Annotated in this window: 15 protein-coding genes and 2 pseudogenes; 14 read left to right on the top strand and 3 right to left on the bottom strand. The window is 47.6% G+C overall.

Annotated features, from left to right (window positions below; translation table 11 throughout):
- The first annotated feature begins 42 nt into the window (after nucleotides 1-42).
- From QF041_RS28545 to QF041_RS28575, 7 genes are all read left to right on the top strand, one after another.
- On the top strand, nucleotides 43-1314 hold the full coding sequence (locus QF041_RS28545; protein WP_307416531.1) for an ABC transporter substrate-binding protein: 1272 nt from the start codon (nucleotides 43-45) through the stop codon (nucleotides 1312-1314).
- A 101-nt stretch (nucleotides 1315-1415) separates the two neighbouring features.
- A complete protein-coding gene (locus QF041_RS28550) occupies nucleotides 1416-2303 on the top strand; it encodes a carbohydrate ABC transporter permease (RefSeq protein ID WP_036668619.1) in 888 nt (295 codons plus the stop codon).
- Nucleotides 2296-3141: a carbohydrate ABC transporter permease gene (locus QF041_RS28555; protein ID WP_017687022.1), complete on the top strand. Its 846-nt coding sequence runs from the start codon at nucleotides 2296-2298 to the stop codon at nucleotides 3139-3141. Before QF041_RS28550 ends, QF041_RS28555 begins: the two co-directional genes overlap by 8 nt.
- Nucleotides 3142-3234: 93 nt before the next feature.
- A complete protein-coding gene (locus QF041_RS28560; RefSeq protein ID WP_307416533.1) occupies nucleotides 3235-4731 on the top strand; it encodes a glycoside hydrolase family 30 protein in 1497 nt (498 codons plus the stop codon).
- Between the two features lie 329 nt (nucleotides 4732-5060).
- Complete coding sequence (locus tag QF041_RS28565; RefSeq protein WP_307416534.1) at nucleotides 5061-8099, top strand: beta-galactosidase; 3039 nt, start codon at nucleotides 5061-5063, stop codon at nucleotides 8097-8099.
- Nucleotides 8100-8543: 444 nt separating this feature from the next.
- Nucleotides 8544-9884, top strand: coding sequence for a glycoside hydrolase family 43 protein (locus QF041_RS28570; RefSeq protein WP_307416535.1), 1341 nt, complete (start codon nucleotides 8544-8546; stop codon nucleotides 9882-9884).
- A gap of 197 nt (nucleotides 9885-10081) precedes the next feature.
- Nucleotides 10082-11926, top strand: coding sequence for an RICIN domain-containing protein (locus QF041_RS28575; RefSeq protein ID WP_307416537.1), 1845 nt, complete (start codon nucleotides 10082-10084; stop codon nucleotides 11924-11926).
- A gap of 130 nt (nucleotides 11927-12056) precedes the next feature.
- Here QF041_RS28575 and solA read toward each other — a convergent pair whose 3' ends face one another.
- Complete coding sequence (gene solA / locus QF041_RS28580; RefSeq protein ID WP_307417073.1) at nucleotides 12057-13190, bottom strand: N-methyl-L-tryptophan oxidase; 1134 nt, start codon at nucleotides 13188-13190, stop codon at nucleotides 12057-12059.
- Nucleotides 13191-13321: 131 nt separating this feature from the next.
- Here solA and QF041_RS28585 point away from each other — a divergent pair.
- From QF041_RS28585 to QF041_RS28610, 6 genes and pseudogenes are all read left to right on the top strand, one after another.
- Nucleotides 13322-13878: pseudogene (locus tag QF041_RS28585) on the top strand (GNAT family N-acetyltransferase).
- Nucleotides 13879-13988: 110 nt separating this feature from the next.
- Nucleotides 13989-14744 carry an exodeoxyribonuclease III gene (locus QF041_RS28590; protein WP_036617303.1) on the top strand — a complete coding sequence of 252 codons (756 nt, stop codon included), beginning with the start codon at nucleotides 13989-13991 and terminating at the stop codon, nucleotides 14742-14744.
- Nucleotides 14745-14978: 234 nt separating this feature from the next.
- Nucleotides 14979-15962, top strand: coding sequence for an alpha/beta fold hydrolase (locus tag QF041_RS28595; RefSeq protein ID WP_307416538.1), 984 nt, complete (start codon nucleotides 14979-14981; stop codon nucleotides 15960-15962).
- 50 nt (nucleotides 15963-16012) lie between these two features.
- Nucleotides 16013-16159, top strand: coding sequence for a hypothetical protein (locus tag QF041_RS28600; protein ID WP_221824551.1), 147 nt, complete (start codon nucleotides 16013-16015; stop codon nucleotides 16157-16159).
- A gap of 32 nt (nucleotides 16160-16191) precedes the next feature.
- Entirely contained in the window at nucleotides 16192-16773 is a 582-nt protein-coding gene (locus QF041_RS28605) for a hypothetical protein (protein WP_307416539.1), read from the top strand.
- A 212-nt stretch (nucleotides 16774-16985) separates the two neighbouring features.
- The gene (locus QF041_RS28610; protein ID WP_372238418.1) at nucleotides 16986-17963 is read left to right on the top strand and encodes a diaminopimelate dehydrogenase; all 978 of its coding nucleotides are present in this window, start codon (nucleotides 16986-16988) and stop codon (nucleotides 17961-17963) included.
- Nucleotides 17964-18116: 153 nt separating this feature from the next.
- Here the strand turns inward: QF041_RS28610 and QF041_RS28615 are convergent, their stop codons facing one another.
- Nucleotides 18117-18971: a pentapeptide repeat-containing protein gene (locus QF041_RS28615; RefSeq protein ID WP_307416540.1), complete on the bottom strand. Its 855-nt coding sequence runs from the start codon at nucleotides 18969-18971 to the stop codon at nucleotides 18117-18119.
- An 84-nt stretch (nucleotides 18972-19055) separates the two neighbouring features.
- Nucleotides 19056-20109: pseudogene (locus QF041_RS28620) on the bottom strand (LacI family DNA-binding transcriptional regulator).
- A gap of 245 nt (nucleotides 20110-20354) precedes the next feature.
- On the opposite strand from QF041_RS28620, the gene QF041_RS28625 reads away from it, so the two are divergent.
- Entirely contained in the window at nucleotides 20355-21629 is a 1275-nt protein-coding gene (locus QF041_RS28625; protein WP_307417074.1) for a glycoside hydrolase family 140 protein, read from the top strand.
- The last annotated feature ends 23 nt before the right edge of the window (nucleotides 21630-21652 follow it).

The following is a 21652-nucleotide window of genomic DNA, read 5'->3' on the forward strand; positions in this document are numbered from 1 at the left end:
TCAGTGTAGTCATCCATTCATTATATCAAGGGGGCGTAACGTATGAGAAGAAGTCTAAAGGTCATTTCGTTATTGATGCTGGTCATGGTAATGGGTCTGACAGCCTGTAGCAGCGGGAGTAAAAACGGTTCTTCCGGCGAGTCCGGTGGCAAGGTTGATTTGAGCATGACGATCTGGGGCTCGGAGGATGAGAAGAAGATTTATCAGGAACGACTCGACATTGTGAAACAGACGTATCCCGATATTAACGTGAAGCTGAACGTGGTTGCAGGGGATTATGACCAGAAGGTACAGACCATGATCGCCGGAGGAACGGCACCGGACATCATGATGATTGCCGAGAACTATCAGGCTTACGCCTCCAAGAATCAGATTATACCGCTGGATGACATGATTCAAGCGAACAATGTGAACATGTCCGAGCGTTATTCCGATGATATCGCAAACCTGATGAAGTATGATGGCAAACAATTTGGTTTGCCGGATCGGGCAGGCGCGATGGTCCTCTTTTATAACAAAGATCTGTTCGACAAGGCTGGGGTGGAATATCCAACCAAAGATTGGACGCAGGATGATCTAATGGCGGCAGCTCAGAAGCTGACGGTGAAGGAGAATGGCAAAACGGTTCAATGGGGTTACTATCCGGGCAGCTGGTGGCCGCAGTGGATGCAGCTGATCTACCAGAACGGTGGCTCACTGTTCGATGAGAGTGGCAAACCAACCTTCAATACAGAGCCTGTGCGGAAAGCATTACAATTCATGAATGACCTGACCTTCACACACGGTGCGGGACCAACGCCAACCGAGATTGCCGACATGGGGAATATCGGAGCTGATCCGCTGTTCGCTCAAGGCAAGATCGCGATGGAAACGACAGGGTTCTGGAACATCGGTTCACTTGCCAAGGTGGAAGGCATTAATTGGGATATCTCTCCGGTATGGGGCGAAACAAACGCATTCTTTAACGGGTTAACGATTACCAACGCATCCAAACACAAGGAAGAAGCATTCAAAGTAATTGAAGCACTGACCACACCGGAAGCACAGATGCCAATGGTCAAAGCGGGTCAGGATGCTCCTGCAACCAAAGCAGGTCTGTCCAGTGATGAATTCCTCAATGCTGAATACGGCGGCAAAAAAATCAACATGGCTGCGTTCAGTGAATCAACGATCTATGCAGAACCATTCAACCCGCAATGGAACGAAATGATGAAGCTCATTAACGATAAGCTGGGTGTCTACTTCAACAACAAAGCCACGCTTGATGATACCGTAACCGAAATTCAGAGTGGACTGGAAAGACTCTACAAATAGAGGATTTTTCTGAACATGCACAAATAGCAGCGACAGCAGGACAGGTGGAATCGGCGTGAATGCGGGTTCCATCTGCTCTCTGCGTCATGGGAGGGCTTAACGTGAGAAAAAAGGACGGGAAATGGTTCTACATCTTCATCTCGCCTTGGCTGATCGGGTTTCTGGGGCTGACCCTGGGTCCGATCCTGTTTTCCATCTATATGAGCTTCACGAATTGGGATCTGTTCCAGTCCCCTGAATTCATCGGTATCGACAATTACAAAACGTTACTGACCGATGATCCGATCTTCTGGAAATCCGTCGGCAATACATTCTTCTATGCACTGATATCCATTCCACTGGGCATGTCGATCTCGCTCTGGATTGCATATTACCTGAACAAAAAAATCAAAGGGATCACCTTCTTCCGTATTCTGTTCTATCTGCCGTCGGTTGTTCCGGTGGTTGCGAGTTCATTGCTCTTCATCCACTTGCTTGCGCCAACTGAAGGATTGATCAACCAGGCACTTGCGATCTTCGGTATTCAGGGTCCTGCCTGGCTTCTTGATCCCAACTGGGTTAAGCCTGCATTGATTCTCATGTCCTTATGGGGTGTGGGTGGTGGCGTGGTATTGCTGCTTGCAGGGATGAAAGGCATTCCACAGGAACTGTACGAGGCCGCTGCCATCGATGGGGCGAAAAGTACACAATCGTTCTTCCATATTACATTCCCTATGCTGACTCCCGTCATCTTCTTCAATCTCGTGACTGGCATGATTGGGGCGCTCCAGACCTTCGCGCAGGTATTCATCGTTACTGCCGGGGGACCTGACAATTCAAGTCAGATGGTTGTTCCCTACTTGTTCCAGAATGCGTTCCAATTCTACAAAATGGGATATGCATCGGCGATTGCCTGGGTACTATTCATCATCATCATGGCGTTGACACTCGTTGTATTCCGTTCATCGGCGCTATGGGTGCACTACGAGGAGGGAAAAGCCAATGAGTAATCCATCGACTGTGGAGAAGACGATATCCTATATTTTTCTGATTCTGGTCGGGGTGCTGCTTGCTTCGCCTTTCCTGTACATGATCTCCATTGCACTGGCAAGTGACGCAACAACCGTCAAATCAGCCTTTACCTTCGTTCCAATGGAGTTCCAATGGTCGAACTTTTATACGATTTTTACGAATAACAATCTTGGCACGTATCTCAAAAACTCGGTCATCATTACCGTCTTTACGATTGTCGGATCGGTATTATCAGCTTCGATCGTATCCTACGGCTTTGCCCGCATCAAGGCAAAAGGCAGCCGTTTCCTGTTTATTGTGTTGCTCAGTACGATGATGATTCCGGGTGAGGTGACGATGGTACCGCAGTTCATCATCTTCCGTCATCTGGACTGGATTAATACATTTTACCCGCTGATCGTACCGAGCTTCTTCGCCGGAGCGTTCAACGTATTCCTGATTCGGCAGTTTGTCATGAGTATTCCCAAATCACTGGATGAAGCCGCCATGATCGATGGTATGGGGCACCCGGGAATCTACTGGAAGATCATCATGCCACTGACTTATCCGATACTTGCTGCTATTGCGATCTTCTCATTCTCCTATAACTGGGGGAACTTCATGGGGCCGCTCATCTATATCAATGATCCGGAGAAAATGCCGCTGGCACTCGGAGTGCAGCTGTTGACTACGGTAGGTGGCGGGCAGATGCCGCCATGGAACCTTGTGATGATCGCTTCCCTGTTCCTCACTATTCCGATGGTGCTGGTATATCTGTTCGGACAACGTTATGTCTATGAAGCCAACATTAGCGGCGGAAGCAGCGGAATCAAGTAACACAGATAGTGTCTGTAGTGATTGTATGTACTGAACCTGATGTTCAAGGTCAATGGAGTAATCAACGTACATGGAGAAAGGATTGTTTAGCCCATGGCGCATAAAGAACAACGCAGCAGAGGCAAACGGAACTATATCCTCATGGGTGTAGCCCTGATTGCCCTGCTGGCAGGAGGAGGAATTGTTATCAATCATTTTGCCAATGAATCATCCAAAACACTTGTATTCCAAGAGGAACCGGTACGTCTGAAGCTGGATCAGTCCTATGATCATTTTGAAGGTTGGGGTACGTCACTTGCCTGGTGGGCCAACGATCTTGGCGGTTGGAAGGATCAGGCGAAGGTTAGTGAAGTGATGGATCTGGTCTTTGACCCGGAGAAAGGATTAGGTCTTAACATCGTTCGTTACAATATCGGCGGTGAGGAAAATCCGGAGATGAAAGCTCTTCGTCCCGGCGGGGATGTACCTGGCTTCCAGCCTGAACCTGGAGAGTGGGACTGGGATGCTGATGCAGGTCAGCGTGCTGTATTACAAGGCTCGATGGAGCGTGGCGTGAACATTGCCGAAGCATTCTCCAATTCACCACCTTACTGGATGACGATCAGTGGATCCGTTACCGGAGCTGTGGATGGCAGCAATAATCTGCGTGACGATCAGTATGATGCGTTTGCCGATTATCTGACCGAAGTTGTGAAGCATTATCGGGACGAGTGGGGGATCACCTTCCGCACGCTGAATCCGCTTAATGAACCTTCCTCCGACTGGTGGAAGAAGGGCAATATGCAGGAAGGCAGTCATTTTACGAATGAGAAACAGGCCGAGATTATCAAGAAAGTTGCTGCATCGTTGAAGAGCAAAGGACTGGATGGAACCGTCATTAGTGCCGCGGACGATAACAGCATTGATGAGACGGTGTTTAATTTCAACCTCTATGATCAGGACGCGCTGGACGTAATCCAGCAGATCAATACCCACTCCTATAATGGTAGCAAAATGGAAGAGCTGCGCACGCTGGCAGAACGCCATGGCAAAAAACTGTGGATGTCCGAGTACGGAACCGGCGGCAGCGAGCCGCACAGTCATGAGGATATGACCTCGGTGCAGGAGTTGGCGGAGCGGATCATGTTTGATCTGAAAATCATGCAGCCATCCGCCTGGGTATACTGGCAGGCCGTTGAAGATGAAGGGGCCAATAACAATTGGGGCTTCATTCATGCCAATTTCAACGGAGAAGAGCAATATGAGATGACCAAACAGTATTATGGCATGGCCCAGTTCACGAAGTTCATTCGTCCTGGCGCGACAATTATTCCAACCGATGATGGACGCACGCTGGCTGCTTATGACGCGGAAGGTCAGAGATTGGTGCTGGTGATTCGTAATGAATTGTCAGCGGGAACAACGGCGTTTGAACTGGAAGGGTATACGTATGGAAAATCAGCCACCGCGCAGGTGTATCAGACTTCACCGGATCGGAACATGGAACAGCTTGAAGACATTCCGGTGTATGCCAACGGACTGGAAGTACCTACGGCCGACAACTCCATTACAACGGTTGTACTGGAAGGCGTGACCTTGCAGGGGAACTGATAGCAGCACTCGGAAGGTTGTTCGGTCATCTGAGTGCTGGTGTAGATTGTCTTTTAGTTCAACGGATTTGTTTCGCCTTATATTGTAAATGAACAACAGGACGTATGAACCTATATAAATTAAACTAAACATTTACACAGAAACGGAGAGGACAGAAAAAACCTGAAGAAGCGAAGCGTTCGCCTTTATCCCCGGATTTTCCCTTTGAGAAAAGGGAATCAAAAAAAATCTGGGGATAACAGCGATCGGAAGGTTGTTCTGTCATCGAAGTGTGCAGTGTAAATAATTTTAGTTCAATTTATATCAATAAAGAGAAGGAGGGGATAACTTTGACAGAGAAAGCATCCCTTTTGCTGCAGGAACAGGAGAAGAACATCGCCAGGGCTGAGAACGGTGTTCAATCTGAATTAACATACGATGCACGCAGCTTTTTCCTAAACGGAGAGCGTGTATTTCTGAACAGTGCCACGATCCATTATTTCCGTATGCCGAAGGAGGAATGGCATGAGGTTCTGCTGAAGGCGAAGCTGGCAGGCATGAATTGCATCGACACCTACTTTGCGTGGAATGTGCATGAACCGGAAGAAGGACAGTGGTCCTTTGAAGGGGACAACGATTGCGGCGCGTTTCTGGATTTGTGCGCAGAATTGGGCATGTGGGTTATCGCGCGTCCGGGTCCGTTTATCTGTGCAGAATGGGATTTTGGCGGTTTCCCATACTGGCTTGGTACGAAGGACGGCGTGAAATTCCGGGAAAATAATGAGACGTATCTGCACTATGTGAATTTGTATTTTGACCAGCTTGTGCCGATTATTCGGGAGCACCAGTTATCAGCTGGGGGTACGGTCATTCTTGTGCAGGTGGAGAATGAATACGGGTATCTGATGGATGACGCTGCTGCAAGTGACCATATGAATACGCTGAGAGATGGATTGTTGCAACGTGGCATTGACGCTACGCTGATCACTTGCGTTGGCGGGGCGGAAGGCACGATTGAAGGGGCTAATTTCTGGTCAGGTGCTGACGGGCATTATGAGAAACTTCGAGTCAAACAGCCGGACACCCCGAAGATGGTCACGGAATTCTGGACCGGATGGTTCGAGAATTGGGGAGGGCCTTCGGCCATTCAGAAGACAGCGCCTTTGCTGGAGAGACGTATCATGGAGATTCTGCGTTCCGGGTATACCGGAATCAGTCACTACATGTTCTATGGTGGCACGAACTTTGGTGGATATGGCGGCAGAACGATGGGTAGCAGTGATATCTTCATGATTACGTCCTATGACTATGATGCACCCCTGAACGAATATGGACGGGTGACACCGAAATATGCAGTAACCAAGAATTTGTCCTATTTCGTCCATGCATTCGGGGCTCTTCTGATGGAAACAGAGGAAATTCCAGAAGAACAGATCGTTGTACGTCATCCTGAAGGCATATCTGTACGAGGCAGACAGGCTGACAACCAAAAGATTTGGTTCTTGGAGAGTCGCAAGGATGAACGGGAGACGATGCACATTACGCTGGAGGAAGGCCGTACTCTTCCCGTATCGCTGAATCCAGGACAGATTGTTCCGTTGCTGGATCGAGTACAGGTTGCTGAACACGTATACCTGACTGCGGGTACGATGATTACGGGCAATGAAATGATAAACGGAGAATTGACCCTGTTCATCGTGGCCGATACGGGACAGCGTTCAGTTGTTGAACTGGAAGCCGGGGCACTATACGTCACGGGCAGTACGGTGCAAGTGCTGGTTGAACATGATTCAGCCAGGAACGTATACCGCTTCGATCTGTTCCATTTCCAAGAGCCGGGAATGATCCAACTGGAAGCAAACGGTACACCGATCCGTTTCGTCATTCTGGATCAAGAGACGATGAATCGAACATGGCGATTGGAAGCAACAGATCAGAAGGGACTACGTTATGTGATTGGGTTTGATGACGTGGACGTATTGCCATCTGGTCAGGTCAAGGGTATGATCACTAATCCGGATCGCACAATTACGCTGCTTGGTGACTGGACCGATGGAGAAAGGACGTTCACAGGTCACGAGTTTCTCGTCAGTCAGGAGTCCATCGCTGGAATACAGCAGCAGCTTCCATGGACATCGCCAATTGCACCGACGTTATCTGATTCTCCCGAATTGTCACGTGTTACGTTAACTGCGAAGCAGCGTCCGGCCAGTGGACAACCGGAAGACTTTTCCCGGTATGGACAAGATTTTGGTTATTTATTGTACGAATGTGATTTCGAGAGTCCAACCGAAGGGATCACTAACCTCATTTTGCCGGATATCCAGGATACTGCCAGAATCATTGTTAATGGTGTTCAGCAGGCATTAGTGCGTCAGGTGGGTGCCGCTGGAGTACAGTTGCAGGTGGCCAAAGGGAAGAATACACTTCAGATTCTGGTGCAGCATATGGGCAGATTGAACTTCTCCCCGTATTTGGGTGAGAGCAAAGGTCTGGCTGGTGCTGTGTATCTGGATGGCAAGGTTCAGGATATTCGTCGGGATTGGCGTATGGAGAGTGGACTTGTGCATCTCGATGAGGTGAACTCTCTCCAAGAATCTCCACTGCTGAGCAGAAGCTTTACTCTGGATGGCATGGATCGGGCGATTCTTGTGGGTGCCTTGAGCAAAGGTCTTTGTATTAATGGCATCGAAGTTCCGATGGAAGGATATCAGGATTGGTTTGCCTTCCAGACGTTAGACATATCCTTGTATATCAAGGCCGGAGAGACGAATACACTGGAAATGCCGTATAGCCGCTCTTCGCTGAATCGACTGGAACTGATCACATATCCGAGTCAGGGAGAACTGAAGGATTGGCGTATGGCAGGGACGGATGCATTGCTTCCGCAACAATGGGAGAGCTACGAGGTAGGACAGGAATCGATCCATCCTGGAGCACAGGGGTCAATCCAGCGTGCAGGACAGCCTGGCATCGCCGCAGGTGGCAATTGTACTGCCAATCTGGTTCCCCACACCACGAATGGATCGGTTAATCGTGCTACATTGAGTGAGAAGTCTCACCCTGTATCCCATCATACTCCAGTCCGAGGATCGTATGGTCAGCCGGTCTGGTACCGCTGGCGTTTCGCGAAGCCTGCGGTTTCGGAGCATCATAAAGTGAACCTGTTGCTTCGCCTGACCGGGATGAGCAAAGGAACGATTCATCTGAACGGACATCATCTGGGCCGTTACTGGCAGATTGGTCCGCAAGAGGATTACAAGATTCCAGTAGCCTGGCTACTGGAAGAGAATGAATTACTTTTGTTCGATGAAGAAGGCAGAACACCAGAACGGGTACGATTCCTGTTGGATGCATTATCCCGTTATCCGTGGGTTGTGGTGGAATAGTTCGTGTATTGATCGTTAGCTGTCTTACCGATCCAACTATGGTTGAGAACAAGAACTGGATCGAGATAGTTCGAGTTGGACGCAGCATTTCACCTTTTACCACAGTCACACTACCTCATTTTCTTAGTCAAATAACTCGAGCTTGTGAATCTTTCGGATTCAGTTTTGCGGAGTGAATTAGGCTAAGGGAATGGGGGGAACTGTGGTGACCAGGTCGGGTACAATGAACTAAGGTAACACTTGTAACTTTATTAATTGTAACCGTTTACATATATAAAAAGTGTTCATCCATGATCTGTGAAGGGAGTGATGCTTCATGTAAATGGAATTTGAACAGGTGGTCGTGAGGTGTTGCTCATCAGGGGCAGTCCCAGGTACGCTTTGTCTTTGGTAATACAGTGAGGTATTCCTCTGTTCATCACTCATGAATAAGGAGATGACCCAATGTTGACGAAGAAGGAAGAGGGAATAGGAGCAGGAAAGTCCAATGGTTTCAAGGCCGGAAAGATTCTGCTGCTTGGAACATTACTTCTATTAACGATGTTATTCCCCAATACAGCCAGAGCAGCGACAAGTGTATATACGATATCAGCCTTTACGAACACAAGTGAGTCCAATATGTATATCTACGAATCCTATAATGCGACCCACTATGGTTTGCTAAAAGGGCCAGCCTATACACCTCCGGCCGATCTGATCCGCGATCCCAGCATCATGAAGCACACAGATGGTCTATATTACGTTGTCTACACCACGAACTGGTCGGGTAACACCATCGGCATTGCCTCCAGCCCGGATAAGGTAAACTGGACATTTGTCCGTAACATTACATTATCCACACCTACCACAATTGCACACACCTGGGCACCAGAATGGTTCAAAGACAGCAACGGCAGTCTGAACATTATCGTGTCCCTCTCACCAGGCAACTATCAGAATTTCAAACCTTATGTACTCACAGCTTCAGGTAGCAATCTAACATCTACCTCATGGTCTGCACCTACTGAACTGGCAGGCATTGCTCCCAATTATATCGACACTTTTATCGTGAAGACAGGCTCAACCTATCATGCTTTTACCAAGAACGAGACCACCAAATACATTGAATATGCGACATCCAACTCGCTAACGGGTCCTTATACCTTTAAAGGCACAGGGGATTGGGCAGGTTGGGGTTCTTGGGTGGAAGGTCCGGCGCTTGTTCAGTTGGATAATGGTTCATGGCGAATCTACTTTGACGGCTATGCAACACAAAAATATTATTACAGCGACTCTGCTGACAACTTCCAGACTTGGGGTGCCAAACAAGAGATTGCAGGTCTTACCGGACTCGTCCGGCATATGACCGTATTGAAAGAGTCCGGGCAACCGGGAGATATCCGCAAGCTGGAGTCATTCAATGTACCGGGCAGCTTCATTCGTCACTATAACTATCAAGCACGGATTGATGCCAATGTCAGTCCGGAGGAGGATGCACAATTCCGTATCGTTCCCGGGCTGTCGAATGCAACAGGCATTTCGTTTGAGTCCATGAATTATCCGGGTTATTTCCTGCGCAATAATAATGGCAGCATCAAACTCGTGAAAAATGACGGCAGCACTACGTTCCGAAATGACGCCACGTTCAAACGTGTAAATGGACTTGCTAACGCTAGTTGGACATCGTATGCCTCGTTTAGTAACCCGAACCTGTATCTGAGACATTATAATAATGTGCTGAAACTGGAAGCTGTCGTTACCGCACTCGATAAGTCAGACGCGACTTTCCGCGAGGTTGCACAATAATAGGTGTTTATTTTCTAAGTTAAACTATACATTTACACGATAACGGAGAGGTCAGAAATAACTTGAAGAAGCGAAGCGTGCGCGTTTATCCCCGGATTTTCCCCTTTTTAAGAATAATTAAAAATCTGGGGATAACAGCGATCGGAAAGTTGTTCTGACATCGGAGTGCAAGTGTAAAATGATAAGGAGTGAAGCGGATGAAGTGGTTAAAACGAATGAGCTCGCTGCTGCTTGCAGGAAGTCTGCTAACAGGCAGTTTGGGACTGGGAACAGAGGTATCTGCTGCGGGAGCCTACACGGCTGTTGCCGATCCATCGAAGCAATATCAGACGATGGAAGGATGGGGGACATCCCTCGCGTGGTGGGGCAAAGTGGTTGGAGAATATTCCAATCGGGATGAGTATGTGGAGAAAATGTTCAACGCGAATACCGGACTGGGGCTGAATATCCTGCGGTACAACATTGGAGGCGGGGATAATCCATCGTCCAATATCCTTGAATATCGCAAAGCCGTTCCTGGTTACCAGCCTTCTCCCGGCGTGTATGACTGGAATGCAGATGCAAACCAACGATATATGCTGCAAGCTGCCAAAGCTCAAGGCGTGAATGTCATCGAAGCTTTTGCGAATTCCGCACCTTACTGGATGACAATCAGTGGTAATGTGTCCGGTTCGGCCAATGGTGGTAACAACCTCAAGCCCGATTACTACGATGATTTTGCCGATTACTTAACCGAGGTTGTGAAGCATTTTCGGGATAACTGGGGGATCACATTTGATAGCGTAACTCCGCTGAATGAACCAATCTCGACGTGGTGGAAGCAGGGCAATGACCAGGAGGGCATGCACTTTGACCGGGCGGATCAGAACACGATTCTGAGTCAGGTACAAGCTTCGTTGAATGCAAAGGGCCTGTCCACAAAGCTGAGCGCACCGGAAGAATACAGTATCGATGATACGAATGTGTCGTTCAACAGCTACAGCAATGCCGTTAAATCAGCGATCACTCAGATCAACACCCATACGTATGGCGGAAGCAATCGTACTGCTTTGCGCAACATAGCGACGTCTGCGGGCAAACATCTGTGGACCTCGGAATATGGAGACGGAGATGCAAGCGGACTTACGATGTCACGGACCATCCTCAAGGATATTCGCAATATGGGCGCAAGTGGATGGGTGTATTGGCAAGCCGTGGATAGTGCAGAAGGATGGGGATTCTTCAAGAACGTGTTGAACAATACACAAACGACCAGTTACACCGTGAACCAAAAATATTATGTCATGGGCAACTACAGCAAATTTATTCGTCCTGGATACAAGATTATCGGCATGAGTGATGCCAATACCCTTGCAGCCTATGATGCAGCTTCCGGCAAAGTTGTGCTGGTTACAACCAATTCGGAATCGACGGATACAACGGTAACCTATGATCTCAGTCGTTTTACTAACACAGGCACGTCTGCTCAAGTATACCGGACTTCTTCAACAGAGAAGTTGCAGCAACTGACCAATATTTCGGTGCAAAACAAAACCTTTACCGCTACGGCCAAGGCCAATTCGGTCACAACCTACGTCATTTCCGGTGCAACTTACAATGGCGGTACAGGATATGAATCCGGGGCCCTCTACAAATTAATCAATCGCAACAGTGGACTTGCACTTGATGTTAACGGTGCTTCTTCTACGGGTGGGGCAACAATCATTCAGTGGAATGATAATGGAGCAGCCAACCAGCAATGGAAGCTGGAGTCGGCAGGTAACGGATATTACAACATTCGCAATGTGGGCAGTGGGCTTTTGCTGGATGTGAATTCGGGTTCTACACAAGGCGGAGCCGCTCTGATTCAGTGGCAGGATAACGGGGGCAACAATCAGCAATGGCTGCCAATTGATGTGGGAGGATATGTGGTACTTGCGAATCGAAACAGTGGCCTGACGGTTGACATCAATCAAGGTTCTCTGACCGCAGGTGCCTCCACGATTCAGTGGGCCGACAATGGCGGAGCCAATCAGCAATGGAGCCTCGTCAAAGTTAATTAGTGTGAGTACGCATGAATTAAACGTTATTACGTGTCCTTTTTTCTTGGAGGTGCAGTGCTCTAAGCAACACTGCACCCTCAAGGAAATTAGCTATTTTAGACATACATATATTCATCCACCCGGCTGGTACTTAACGAAAACGGGATAGGGCGAACCTGCTAATATCCTGATCCGTGTGCCCCGTTTGCACCAAGTCGGATAGAATCTGCCCAATGGCACTTGCAAACTTGAAGCCATGACCGGAGAAACCGCCTGCGAGCCACACACGTTCATGGGCAGGGTGTCGGTCGATAATAAAATCTTCATCCGAAGTGAATTCATACTTGCACACACTACCACGTTTCAATTCTCCAGCTGCCTGAGGCATATGAAGTTCGAGCAGCCTGCGCAGATCCCCCTCGTCCGTTTCTTCCGTACCAAAAGGAGCCATTGTACTTCCTGGTGTCCACACCTGACCCGTATCATGACGACCCATCTTCAGACCTGATCCGCCAATGCTTGGAAATCCATAATATGTACCTTCTTTTCCCGCCAGTGTAAAACCGGGGAAGTGTGCCTCGCCGTACAAAGCTTCTGGTGCATCAAACCATCCAACCGTTTTACGCACTGCCTGAATGGGGAGATCCACGAAAGGTTTTAATGTCTGAAACCAGGCGCCAGCGCTCAGGATGATTTGATTCGCGTGGTATGTCTCACCACCTGAAGTCTGAACTGCAACGGAATGTGGTCCGTATTCGATATGCTCCACAAGCGTGTGCGTTAACAAGGTGGCACCGTGAGTCTCGGCTGCTTTGCGGAAGGCACGAATAGAGGGTTCACTATACAGATAACCCGCATCAGGCTCATACATGCCCTCGTAATGTTCAGGTACTGTAATACCTGGCCAGCGTTTCATCACCTCGGCTGCGTGCAATGTTTCATACCGAATGCCTGCATCATCTGCATGGCTCAATCGGTTGTGGAAGGAATGAATATCCGGATCAACCACATTTATTACACCGGAAGGAATAAATAGTTGGTCTCCGGTCGTTTCCTCCAGCTCGTGCCATAACTTCTGTGCAAGTAATGCCATGGCAATATAGTCAGGCCCACCACTGTACACATGGCGCATCAGTCTGCTATCCCCGTGATGACTTCCTTCCGTATGCGGAGGATCAAAGGCATCAATTAGTAAAGTTTTGCATCCACTGCGCGATAGATAATAACCTGCACTCATACCCATGGAGCCGGCTCCAACGATAATAACGTCATATGATTGTGTGATAATAGCACGTCCTCTCCTATGTAAACTTTTCTACAGTAATGCCTTAATAGAACATATTAATAGTAAAAGCTTGATGAAGGCAAGTGTAGTAAAATGGACTTCTACAATGAATGTTGCAAAGGAGACCTCGCATGAGTGAACAATTTAGGTTTGATCTATTTCCATTAATTCAGACAGAACGATTCATCCTCCGGTCGGCAGAGGCTGGGGACAGCCATGATCTGTTGGAGTTATATTCGGATGAATCTGTGGTTCAATATATGCCATTCACTCCCTTTGAATCCGTGGAGGATGCACAGGGTGAGATGAACTGGTATACGAAGATTTTCAAGGAACACACGGGTTTACGCTGGATGATTGAAGACCGTGAAACTCGTAAAGTGATCGGAACCTGTGGGTTCCTGAACTATGAAGATGTACATAACCGTGCAGAGATTGGATACGATTTGCGTTCCTCTTTCTGGGGCCGGGTGTTATGACTGAAGTGGCCCGTGCTGTGTTACATTTTGGATTCACAAGCATGCAACTCAACAAGATCGAAGCAAGGGTTGAACCGGAGAACGAGGCGTCAATTCGTCTGTTACATAAACTTGATTTTCAACAGGAAGGTGTACTGCGGCAGCATGAGTTTGAGAAAGGCAGATATATTGACCTTGCGGTGTTCTCTAAGTTACGAAGCGAAATATAGGCAAGCTAGCCCCATAAGGATTCCAATGACTCCATCTCATCCCATATCCGTAAGGCTTGTCCCCCGGAATGAGCCCATGCTATATTGGAGAGATGTGAGGAGATGAGGATATGAAGCTGGTGTCCTGGAATGTGAATGGCTTAAGGGCATGTGTGACCAAAGGATTCATGGATTATTATCAGGAGAGTCAGGCAGATATCTTCTGCCTTCAGGAGACCAAATTACAAGCCGGACAGATTGAGATGGACCTGGGGGAAGATGTTTATCAATATTGGAATTATGCGATCAAAAAAGGTTATTCCGGTACGGCTGTATTTAGCCGAATCAAGCCTTTATCCGTTCGTTACGGGATGGAGGAGGACAGTGAGCCGGAAGGACGGATGATTACACTGGAGTATGATGAGTTTTATCTGGTGAACGTCTATACCCCTAACGCGAAGCGGGATCTGACCCGGCTGCCTTACCGTCTGGAATGGGAGGATCGATTCCGGGGCTACATTCTGCAACTGGAGCAGACCAAGCCGGTTATCGTCTGTGGTGACCTGAATGTGGCTCATCAGGAGATTGATCTGAAGAATCCAAAGCCGAATCTGGGCAACTCGGGATTTACGCTTGAAGAGCGTGGCAAGATGACTGATTTGCTTGCTTCTGGTTATGTAGACAGCTTCCGCCATCTGTACCCGGATCGTACGGATGTATACAGCTGGTGGTCTTATATGCCAAAGGTTAGAGAACGGAACGTGGGCTGGCGCATTGATTATTTTCTCGTATCCAATCAATTGGCACCTAAGGTGGCAGATGCACATATCGACTGCCATGTGATGGGCAGTGATCATTGCCCGGTGGGTCTTACTTTGCAACTATAGGTAAAAGGATCATCGTGAGATAGATTGAGGTAAGAGTTTTAGAATACAAATATAGATGAACTGCAAGTTTCCTAAATGGGAGATTTGCAGTTTTTTTGCATCACAGGTAGGGGAATGAGACTGGACTTTGGTTGGGGAAAGGACTGGACTCGGGATTGTTTCAATCCCGCTATTTCTTGGGTACGATTGAAGCATACATATATAGATGAACCTTTGGGGTAAGGGGTAGAGAAGATGAAGAAGGGGTTACGGAGAGGGTTAAAAGTGCTGGGAGGCATCATGCTTGCCACAGGACTTTTGCTGCTGGCAGGTACAGCGTATGAAGCTTATCAATCCACGCAGGATATGAAGTCCTATCCCCCGCCAGGCAAGTATTATGAAGTGAGTGGTCGCAACATGCACCTCTACACCGCTGGCAAAGGAGAGGTAACCGTGGTGTTTGCCTCAGGCTGGGGTACACCCAATCCGTATGTGGATTTCAGTCCGCTATATGACAAGTTGAAATCACAGGTAAAAATTGCGGTATATGATCGGTTCGGGTATGGATACAGCGACTATACGGATGAACCTCGTGATGTTGATACCATCTCGGAAGAGATCCATCAATTGCTGCGCACATCCGGTCAACGTCCACCTTACATTATGGTCGGTCACTCCCTGGGTGCGCTGGAGACGCTTCGGTTTGCGCAAAGGTATCCTGATGAGGTAGCCGGCATGGTCATGATCGATGGAGGTAGTCCTGAATATTACAGTACGGTGGAAATGGATACGCCCGAATGGTATTTTACTTCAGTCCGATTCCTGGTTAAAACAGGCATTGCGCGTACATTGCTGCATTCGGATCAGATGATGGCAACACTGGTCATTGACCCGGAGTTGGTTTCTGCGCCGATGAAAAAGGCTGCCACCATTTCTACCCTGAAGCATGCATACAATGACAACGTGATGGATGAGATTCGTCATTCCAAGATCAACGCATTACGTGTGCTGGAGAACAAAAAGGAGTTTCCTTTCCCTCTGACGATCCTGACAGCCGGATCAGATCAACCCAGTGAGGGGAGTCGGGCATGGCAGGCAGATCAAGTGAAATTTGCTTCATGGTCCAGACAAGGAACCCAGCAGATTGTCCCGCACGCCGAGCATTACATCCACAACAGTCAACCGGATATTGTCGCTGCCGAGATCATGAAATTAGTGACACCGTCCAGTGACCTATGAGTAACATGACCCCACAAACACATGATGAACAGGATGAGGAGGAGGGATGGATGAAAAAGTTTAGAGTGATCACCCGCTTCCTGTCCATTCTCGTAGCCAGTTGTCTATTGTCTTTAAGTGTATTATCTGTATCTGTGATATGGGTTAAGAATAACGTTCATGCGGTGCCTGTGATCCAGCCTTTTGAACGTGATTAGCACATAAAATGAAGAAGAAGGAGTGATAACGGGTGGTGAAGAGAAGGAACTATTTATATGCCTGTGCGGCACTGGCGATGATGGTAGCCTTGAGTGCTTGCAGCAGCGCAGCAGATGAACCGACAGGTGATACTGAGAAGGTGGACACTGAAGTTTCCTCCGGAACTGGTGAACAAGCGACTGATGAAGGTGCAAGCGAAGCAACAACAAGTGCAGTGACCGAGACGGAGGGTACGACTGCGCCAGCCGACTCGGATTCAGATAGTGATGAGGAAGCCGCTGCTGGAACCAATGAGTTGCCGGAGAACTTGCCAAGTGATTTCCCATTGCCGGAAGATGCAACAATACGTTTAGCCAATTCTGGTGAGAATGAAGGCAAGCAATCGGCCATGGTGATTTTCTCCACTGAACAAGATATGAAAACCGTATCTGAGCTGTATAAAGATTACTTTAACGCCAAAAAATTGACGGATGCGGGTCAGACGATCGATGACAAAAATATTATCATTCAGGGAACCGATCCGGAGACGCAGGATGTCTGGTCCTTGATTGGAGGAACATTGGCGGGACAGGAAGGCGTCATTGAACTGACGTTGACCTGGACAGAATCATAAGCAGAAGATAAGGGCTATTTTTCTTTCCTGCTTTTTTTCTTCCTAAAATAACGAATGAACGCCATAATACCTTGCATACGGAGCCGCATTATTGCTGCACCGCTGCAAGGTATTTTTATTTCGAACTGGAAACCTGACAGGTTACATGGTATGTTATATCATTATAAACAGAGTAATAGACAACTATAGAAGAAGACAGGAGAGGATTGAACATGATTAGAGTGGGTATTGTTGGTTACGGTAACTTGGGTAAAGGTGTAGAGAAAGCCATTTCCCAGAACGAGGATCTGGAACTGATTGCTGTGTTTACACGTCGTAATCCGGAGCAGATGGTCGCTGAAAGCACAGAAGTACGTTTTGAGCATATCTCTGCAGCGGAGCAATACATAGGCAAGATTGATGTTATGATCCTCTGTGGTGGTTCTGCAACCGACCTTCCAGAGCAGACACCAGCCATCGCCAAATTGTTCAATACGGTAGATAGCTTCGATACACATGCGAAGATTCCTGAATTCTACAAGGAAGTTAATGCTGCGGCAGAGCAAGGCGGTCACGTAAGTGTCATTTCCACAGGTTGGGACCCAGGCTTGTTCTCCATGAACCGTCTGCTTGCACAGTCCATCCTGCCAGAAGGAAAAGAGTACACGTTCTGGGGCAAAGGTGTGAGCCAAGGCCACTCGGATGCTATTCGTCGTGTTCCAGGCGTTAAGGCGGGTGTACAGTATACTGTACCTGTTGAAGAGGTGATCAACCGCATTCGTGCAGGGGAGACACCAGAGCTATCTACACGTGAGAAACATCTGCGTCAATGTTATGTGGTAGCAGAAGATGGTGCTAATCAGGATGAGATCCGTGAGACGATTGTGTCGATGCCTAACTACTTTGCAGATTACGATACAACTGTAACGTTCATTAGCGAAGAAGAATTGAAATCCGAGCATGAAGGTATGCCGCATGGTGGATTTGTAATTCGCAGTGGGGTTACGGGTGCAGGTCAAAAGCAAATTATTGAATTTGGTCTGAAACTCGACAGCAATCCTGAATTTACAGCAAGCGTACTTGTAGCGTATGCAAGAGCCGCACAACGCTTGAGCGTGGAAGGACATAAGGGAGCGAAAACGGTATTTGATATTCCGCTCGGTCACTTGTCTCCAAAATCGGCTGAAGATCTTCGCCGCGACTTGTTATAATTCTGATTCGTTCCAGTGATTTTATAAAAAACAGCTCGTCCTTGGATACATAGGACGAGCTGTTTTTTGCTGTATACGATTCATACATTCGTATGAATTACCAAGGTACATTGCTGGTTATATTCCTGCTCATGCTCTTGTGGAAATGGCACCCTACACCCAGTGTGAGGGAATGTTGAGATGATCCGGCAACTTGGTATTCACATTACCTTTGGCTGCATTAATCTGGGATTGCGTCAGGAAGATGCCACCTCTCAGGTCTGCATCGCCCAGATCCGTATCCCGCAAGTCCGCGCCAATCCAATCCGCATTTCGTGTATCTGCATTTCGGAGATCGGCTGCGATCATTAAAGCCCCTCGGAAGCTTGCGCCCCGCAGGTCAGCCCCTTTTAAATTGGCACCAAAAAAGTCACTTCCGGTACGTTTTTTACTCTTCTTCGACTTCCCTTGTCCATGAGCGGTGGGTGGCACATTGGCGCGTACCATCTCACTTGCCTGGACCAAGAGTTGATTCACACTGGACCGATAATTGGCGATGTCCAGACGGAGGAGGGCTGCAGGCTCCAGATTGCTCAAGTGCTCAATCTCCTCATATAACTCACCGAATGCAGAGTGAAGGGATGAGGTCTCCGGTCTCATCATCATTTCCTTCATATAACTGAGCAACTCGTGAAGTTGTCGCAAGGCAGGCAGACAATCGAACATCTCCTTTGCAGACTCTGGATGATCACGCCAATCTTTGCCCGCGTAGGTCACTTGGGAGAGCTTCTGTCCAGCTCCGAAACAGTCGTAAACCGTACAACCTTTGAACCCTTTCTGCCGAAGTTGGGTATGGATACCACATCGATTGTCCGTACGCAGATTGGGACAGGGTGTGCCGCTGGCTTTATCAAATGCAAAGTCAGATGACTTGCCATAGGGCAAGGCAACACAGCACAAGCCAAAACATTGCTCACAGTCTGCGCTAAGATGAGGACTCGCAGTGCTGGCAAATGGTTGGTTAGACAATGTAAACACTTCCTTATAATAGTACAAATAGATGGAATTACGTCAGTACCACTGTACCATCTCACCGGAATACGATCAATTGCCTTATTCACAATTATTCAACACCGGGCGTGGCAACGGGCCACAGGATCTACGTTCCACAATTTCTGTATTCACATAGATGTGAGCACCATTTTTCTCGTTGTTCCCCAGGTTAGTCATAATCAGATTGACGGCCGTTTTGGCCATCATATCTTTTTTGACATGTACGGTGGTTAATTCAGGGCTGATTACATTGGCTTCGAAAATGTTGTCAAAACCCATTACCGAAATATCTTCGGGCACCCGGATGCCGATATTTTGCAATGATTTGATCGTGCTGATTGCCATATAATCGTTCTCGCAGAAAATAGCAGTAGGTCGTTCCTCTAGGTGGAGGATCGATTGCTGCAAATGTTCCTGCGCCATCACCAGCATGGGCTGCAGATGGAAGGTTAGTGTCTCAGCAACGGTCAGATGATGTTCGGCCAGCGCTGTGCGAAATCCATTTTTCCCGTTTGATGAAGTTTGGGATTCGTGTACCGGATTTCACATATCCGATGCGACTGTGCCCCAGCTTAACCAGATGTTGACCTGCCTGATATCCGCCCAATGTATTATTAATGGATACGAAATTTGCATCCACATGTTCAAATGACGTGTCCAGAATGACGACATTGTCATGAATGGATTGAATGGTTTCAATCATGGGCGCAGTCAGGTTGATCCCGAGCAATAAAAGGCCGGCGGACGGTTGTTCCTTTTCCAACGTTTGCAGTTCTTGCTGCAAATCCTGTACGTCAATGGAAGAGATGACAAGTGTACTGCCATGTTGCTTGACCTGTTCCGTGATGTGGTGGATCAATTCATTGAAGAACGGGAGAGAATCATAATGCTCTGTGACGATGTCGGAATTTTTGCAGGCAACAAAACGAATAATAGCATTGCTTTTCGGTGCTTCTCTTCCAACTTTGACTGTTCTTGGTTTGTAGCCATGTGCTTGTGCGATGTTAAGTATATGTTCACGTGTCTGTTCGCTGACACCAGGTTTGTTGTTAAATGCCAGAGAGACCGCTGCTTTGGAAACTCCAGCAAGCCTTGCAATATCATCAATCTTCAATAGGGAACCTCCTAAATAGTGTACATTGGTTCAGTATACCATGAATTAAGCGTTTAGTTTAGCTGATTACTAAACTAAACTTAACTAAAATATTTGGGGTGTAAACTAAAATTGTAATTGACTGTTTATGTTTACGGTGCTAATATTCAAATTGAAAACGCATTTATAATCCCTTTTGAATGTTTATTTATATTAATTTAACTAAAATAATATTAATTAGTTTAGTTGGAAGGATAGGTGAAATGATGTCTGTTGAGGTTACAACTCACCGCAGGACGTTTGAGAAAGAAGGCAATCCGTTCTTTTATTTGGCGGATACGGTTTGGAGTGCATTTACCAATGCTTCATTGGAAGAATGGGAAGAATACCTCGATTATCGCAGTATGCAGGGATTCAACGTCGTACAGATCAATATTTTGCGCCAATGGGATGCAAGTGGTTCTGATCTGAATATCGAACCTTTTAACCAGCAAGGAGATGGCTCGACGGACTATTTTTCACTTAATGAAGCTTATTTTGACCGTGCACAAGACATGGTTCGTATGGCAACAGAACGTGGATTCACACCCGCACTTGTGCTCCTTTGGTGCAACTATGTACCCGATACCTGGGCCACCATGTTTCAGAAGGATGGCAAGATGCCACTTGAAGCTGTTGAGCCTTATGTGACATATGCGGTAAATCGATTCTCGGAGTTTAATCCGATGTATCTGGTCAGTGGGGATACCGATTTTCCTTCCGAAGAGGCGAATGCCTACTATCAGATAGCGCTGGAGACTGTAAAACGCATCAGCCCATCCAGTCTGACGACGTTACACATCCAAGGCAGACTACGAGAGATTCCTGAAGTGTTTGCAAACCATGAAGGGCTGGACTTTTACATGTATCAGTCTGGGCATAACTCGGAATTCCAAGCCTATGCGCATGAGATTGCAGATCACTTCTATCATCAGTCGCCTGTACGTCCAGTGATCAACGGTGAGCCTTGTTATGAACAGATTAGTTATAGCCGCAACGTCTATGGGCGCTACTCTGCATTCGATGCTCGCAAGGCTGCATGGCAGAGTTTGCTTGCCGGAGGTGGGGCCGGTGTCACTTATGGGGCACATGGCATCTGGAGCTGGCACAAGAAAGGCAAGTCTTTTGGCATTGTGGAGGGTGAAGGTTTTGATAGCCCTTATGATTGGAGATCAGCTCTAAGGTTCGAAGGTGCGTGGGATTATTCCTTTATCAAGTATCTCTTTGAGCAGTACAAGTTGGTGGGTGTGAAGCCGATGGATATCGTATTAAACAAAACGAAGGAGATTCGTGCGGCAGGCACGGAGGACACGCTCGTGCTTTATGTTCCGGTAAATACCAAGGTACGTCTGGACTTCCCGGTTGAAGAATACGATTTTACGACCATTGATCTCGTACAGCGCCGATTTGCCAAGACAGCAGCTTATCGCGAGAACGAATATGGTGTGATTCCCATGCATGCTTTTGAAAATGACGTGGTGATGATTGGTACACGTAAATAAGAGTTACCAGAGAGAGGTGCCAA

Source organism: Paenibacillus sp. W2I17 (assembly GCF_030815985.1).
GTDB lineage: Bacteria > Bacillota > Bacilli > Paenibacillales > Paenibacillaceae > Paenibacillus.

What these genes read in the sequence shown, in the direction of transcription:
- QF041_RS28560 (WP_307416533.1), top strand. Translation starts at nt 3,235, where the DNA reads ATGGCGCATAAAGAACAACGCAGCAGAGGCAAACGGAACTATATCCTC.
- QF041_RS28555 (WP_017687022.1), top strand. Translation starts at nt 2,296, where the DNA reads ATGAGTAATCCATCGACTGTGGAGAAGACGATATCCTATATTTTTCTG.
- QF041_RS28595 (WP_307416538.1), top strand. Translation starts at nt 14,979, where the DNA reads ATGAAGAAGGGGTTACGGAGAGGGTTAAAAGTGCTGGGAGGCATCATG.
- QF041_RS28600 (WP_221824551.1), top strand. Translation starts at nt 16,013, where the DNA reads ATGAAAAAGTTTAGAGTGATCACCCGCTTCCTGTCCATTCTCGTAGCC.
- QF041_RS28625 (WP_307417074.1), top strand. Translation starts at nt 20,355, where the DNA reads ATGTCTGTTGAGGTTACAACTCACCGCAGGACGTTTGAGAAAGAAGGC.
- QF041_RS28590 (WP_036617303.1), top strand. Translation starts at nt 13,989, where the DNA reads ATGAAGCTGGTGTCCTGGAATGTGAATGGCTTAAGGGCATGTGTGACC.
- QF041_RS28575 (WP_307416537.1), top strand. Translation starts at nt 10,082, where the DNA reads ATGAAGTGGTTAAAACGAATGAGCTCGCTGCTGCTTGCAGGAAGTCTG.
- QF041_RS28570 (WP_307416535.1), top strand. Translation starts at nt 8,544, where the DNA reads ATGTTGACGAAGAAGGAAGAGGGAATAGGAGCAGGAAAGTCCAATGGT.
- QF041_RS28610 (WP_372238418.1), top strand. Translation starts at nt 16,986, where the DNA reads ATGATTAGAGTGGGTATTGTTGGTTACGGTAACTTGGGTAAAGGTGTA.
- QF041_RS28545 (WP_307416531.1), top strand. Translation starts at nt 43, where the DNA reads ATGAGAAGAAGTCTAAAGGTCATTTCGTTATTGATGCTGGTCATGGTA.